General features: G+C 61.4%; 4 protein-coding genes. 2 read left to right on the top strand and 2 right to left on the bottom strand.

Translation table 11 applies throughout. From position 1 onward, the window contains the following. Positions 1-1,087 (top strand): MFS transporter (locus HX846_RS25140; RefSeq protein WP_178966311.1); only part of this gene is annotated, 1,087 nt, incomplete at its 5' end. 72 nt (positions 1,088-1,159) lie between these two features. Here HX846_RS25140 and HX846_RS25135 read toward each other — a convergent pair. Both HX846_RS25135 and HX846_RS25130 read right to left on the bottom strand, forming a co-directional pair. Beyond that, positions 1,160-1,570, bottom strand: coding sequence for an HPF/RaiA family ribosome-associated protein (locus HX846_RS25135; RefSeq protein ID WP_003212772.1), 411 nt, complete (start codon positions 1,568-1,570; stop codon positions 1,160-1,162). A 211-nt stretch (positions 1,571-1,781) separates the two neighbouring features. Next, positions 1,782-2,729, bottom strand: a complete 948-nt coding sequence (locus HX846_RS25130; RefSeq protein ID WP_003212775.1) for a LysR substrate-binding domain-containing protein — start codon at positions 2,727-2,729, stop codon at positions 1,782-1,784. A gap of 137 nt (positions 2,730-2,866) precedes the next feature. Here HX846_RS25130 and HX846_RS25125 point away from each other — a divergent pair. Next, a partial coding sequence (locus HX846_RS25125) for an L-serine ammonia-lyase (RefSeq protein WP_178966310.1) occupies positions 2,867-3,900 on the top strand: 1,034 nt, incomplete at its 3' end.

The raw sequence follows: 3,900 nt of genomic DNA, 5'->3' as shown, positions 1-3,900 counted from the left end.
GGCCCGGGCCCGGGCCTTTGCGGTGTGGGGCGTGATCGCCGGGGTGGGCCTGGGTTTCGGGCCGATGGTGGGGGCATTGATCCTGGCGGTGGCGGATTGGCGCTGGGTGTTCCTGGTGCATGTGCCGTTGACCTTGTTCACTCTGGTGTTGCTGCGCATCAGCGTGCAGGAATCCCGTGACCCGGCGGCCCATCGCCTCGATATAGCCGGTATGGCCACCCTCACCCTGGCAGTGTTCGCCCTGGTTTATTTCATCACCCAGGGCACCGAGAGCGGCTTTGCCACCCCGGCCATGCTCGGCTGGGCCGGACTGTCGGTGGGCAGCCTGTTGTTGTTCGTGGTTGTCGAGCGGCGCAGCCTGCATCCGATGTTCGACTTCTCGGTGTTTCGCATCCCGCGCTTCAACGGCGCGCTGATGGGCTCGATCGGCATGAACTTCAGCTTCTGGCCCTTCATGATCTACCTGCCGCTGTATTTCCAGGCCGGCCTGGGCTACGACACCATGCTCACCGGGCTCGCCCTGCTCGCCTATACCCTGCCCACGTTGGTGGTGCCGCCGCTGGCTGAACGCCTGGCCCTGCGCTATGGCGCCGAACGCATCATTCCATTGGGCCTGGGCCTGATGGGCGTGGGGTTTGTGACAATGGCGGCGATCAATCATAGCGGCCAGCCCAGTGTGGCATGGGTCCTGATCGCCTGTGGGATTGCCGGCAGCGGCTTGGCGTTTACCAACTCGCCCACCACCAACACCACCACCGGATCAGTTTCATCCGACCGCGCAGGGATGGCCTCGGGCATCGACTTCAGTGCACGTCTGATCACCCTGGCGCTGAATATCGCGTTGATGGGGTTGGTGTTGATACTCGGGATCGCTCACTACCTGGCTGGCATATTGCCTGGCACGGCACAGTTGGCCACCCTCAGTCAGGACATCGCCGCCGGCAAGCTGGACGTGTTGCCGCAGGGCCCACTGATCGCCCAGGCCGCGCTGCGCAACGGTGCGGGCTGGGCCATGTTGTATGCCGGCGTTGGAGCGTGCGCACTGGCGGCCTTGAGCGCCTGTTTTTTCCGGCGCAGCCCGCGCTGACCTTTTGCGCATAAAAAAACGGGCCTGCATCTGCAGGCCCGTTTTCAGTGGGGTTGAAAAAAGTATCAGCTATCAGCCGTTAAGCGCAGCCTGTTCGTTTTCCAGGAATTCCTCTTCTAGCTCGGCCTCGTCGGCCTTGGTATTGGGCAGGCTTTGACCCGCGGCGCGTGGTTTGCCGCGCAGTTTGCCGTACAGATGCTCCAGGGCATGCTCCAGCTTGGTCGCTGCGCCATCGATCGCCTGTTCCAGCGTATCGGCTTTATGGAGGACCGAAAGCGGTTGATGGCCTTTTGGCCGTGCTTCCAGTCGGCAACTCAGATCGTGTGGGCCGGGCTTGTCACCGTTCTCGTCCCGCAGGTAAACCTCGACGCGGGTCAGATCTTCTTCGTAACGTTCGAGCGTGCTCTCAATGGTGGTACGTACCCACTCCTCCAGTCGGATGCTGCTTTCAATATGGTTATCGCTATTGACTTGGATTTGCATAGTTTTCCCTTATTTCAGCTAGCTCGCCGAAGGCCATTCCTGCTTCACCGGATGGGTGAAAACCATGACCTCCTGATTACACAATTGAGCAGACAGAGGAACATTTCAACCCCTTTGCAAAGATAAATCCCACATTACAAATTAACCCTGACTACAACCAAAAACGCTGTTAGGGTGGGGAGTTGGTTACATCTTCTTACCGCCAACTTCCTTACAATTGCCCCTCTCCCAACGGGTGCAATCCGCGAAAAATCTCCGCTTCCTCCACCAGCCAGTCATGCACCGCCCGCACGCCCGGATGGCTCAGCGCACCCGGCGCGTACAGCAGCACATAGCGTTTGTGGTTGGGGACGGCGAGGCCGAATGGCACGATCAAGGTGCCGCGTTCCAGTTCGTCATTGAGCAAGGTACGCCGGGCAATCGCCACGCCCATGCCGGCAATCGCCGCCTCGATGGTCAGGTGATTGCGGTTGAAGGTATGCCCGCGCCGTACGTCGGCAGCGTCGTAGCCGATGGCATTCAGGTAGAACTCCCACTCTGCGTACTCATAACTCCCACGCCAGGCAGTGATGTCGTGCAGCAGCGGGAAATGCACCAGGTCAGCGGGGCCATGCAGTGGCGGTCGCCCCCGCAGCAGGCTCGGTGCGCACACCGGGAAAATCTGCTCGTCCAGCAAGGCTGTGGACAACAAGCCGGGATAGCTGCCGTCGTTAAGGTCGATGGCCAGGTCGAAGTCGCCCTCGTGCAGGGCGACGCTGCTGTCTTCGGCAACCATGCGCAGCTGGATATCCGGGAAGCGCTGCTGCAAACGCGGCAAACGCGGGGTCAGCCATTTGCCGAGAAACGACGGGATCGAGCGCAGGCGCAAGGTGCCGCTGATCATCCCGGCGTCCAGCCGCTGCAACTCGGCATCGATGCTGCCATAGGCCTCGCCCACGGTGATCGCCAACCGCTGGCCCTCTGCGCTCAGCTCAACCCCGCGTGCGCGCCGATGGAACAGGCGAAACCCCAGACGCTCCTCCAACTGACGGATTTGCTGGCTGACCGCGCCCGGGGTGATGTGCAGTTCCTCGGCGCAGCGGGTGAACGACAAATGCCGTGCCGCGCAGGAAAAAACGTGCAACCAGACGTAGGTCTGGCCATGAAGCGGGCGAGCCATAGGGTTTAGTCCTGCTAAAGGGTGTCTTAGGATAATTCGTTGGTCAGTGCCGATCCAGAGGCTCAGTATCGCGCCAATTCCGCTTGTCCTACAAAACATGGCAGCGATTCCTACTCCATTGCTTGTAAGGGTTTAGCATGGCTATCAGTGTTTTCGATCTATTCAAAGTGGGCATTGGTCCTTCCAGCTCCCATACCGTCGGCCCGATGCGGGCCGCGGCGACCTTCGTCCAAGCGCTTATCGACCAGCAATTGCTCGACGAAACCCGTCGCGTAGAGGTGCGTTTGTACGGCTCGCTGTCCGCCACCGGTGTCGGCCACGCCACCGACCGCGCCTGTGTGATGGGCCTGATGGGCGAATGGCCAGACAGCATCGACCCCACCAGCATCGGCCCACGCATCCAGCAACTGCGCGAGTCCGGCCAATTGCTGCTCGGCGGCCGCACGTCGATTGCCTTCAACTGGCAACACGACCTCCTGCTGCTGGACGAAAGCCTGCCCTACCACCCCAACGCCATGTCCCTGCATGCCTACGGCGAAAACGGCCCGTTGAGCGAGCAAACGTACTACTCGGTGGGCGGCGGTTTCATCATCGAAGCGGCAGAAGCCGAGTCCGGTATCGCGCCTACCAGCGAAGTGCAATTGCCCTACGACTTTTCGAGCGCCGTCGAACTGCTGGCCTTGTGCAACAAGCACGGCCTGCGGGTTTCCGAGCTGATGATGGCCAACGAGCGGGCCTGGCGCAGCGATGCCGAGATCCGCAGCGGCCTGCTGCATATCTGGTCGGTGATGCGTGAATGCGTCGAACAAGGCCTGCGCCACGAAGGCATCCTGCCCGGCGGTCTGGATGTGCCACGGCGCGCGGCGAAATTGCACCGCAGCCTGCTGGAAATCGGCAAACCCAACGTTATCACCTCGACCTTGTCGGCCATGGAATGGGTCAACCTGTTCGCCCTCGCCGTCAACGAAGAAAACGCCGCCGGCGGGCGCATGGTGACGGCACCGACCAATGGCGCGGCGGGAATCATCCCGGCGGTGCTGCACTACTACATGAAGTTCAACCCGGACGCATCCGACGATGACGTGGTGAATTTCTTCCTGGCTGCCGCCGCCGTCGGCATCCTCTGCAAGAAAAACGCCTCGATCTCCGGCGCCGAAGTCGGCTGCCAGGG

Origin of the sequence: Pseudomonas sp. K5002 (assembly GCF_013386655.1) — a bacterium.
In the GTDB taxonomy this organism is placed as follows: Bacteria; Pseudomonadota; Gammaproteobacteria; order Pseudomonadales; family Pseudomonadaceae; genus Aquipseudomonas.
This window is presented reverse-complemented; position numbering and strand designations above follow the sequence as displayed.

Excerpts from the sequence above, each read along its gene's own strand:
- HX846_RS25135 (WP_003212772.1), bottom strand. The coding sequence starts at position 1,570 with ATGCAAATCCAAGTCAATAGCGATAACCATATTGAAAGCAGCATCCGA.
- HX846_RS25130 (WP_003212775.1), bottom strand. The coding sequence starts at position 2,729 with ATGGCTCGCCCGCTTCATGGCCAGACCTACGTCTGGTTGCACGTTTTT.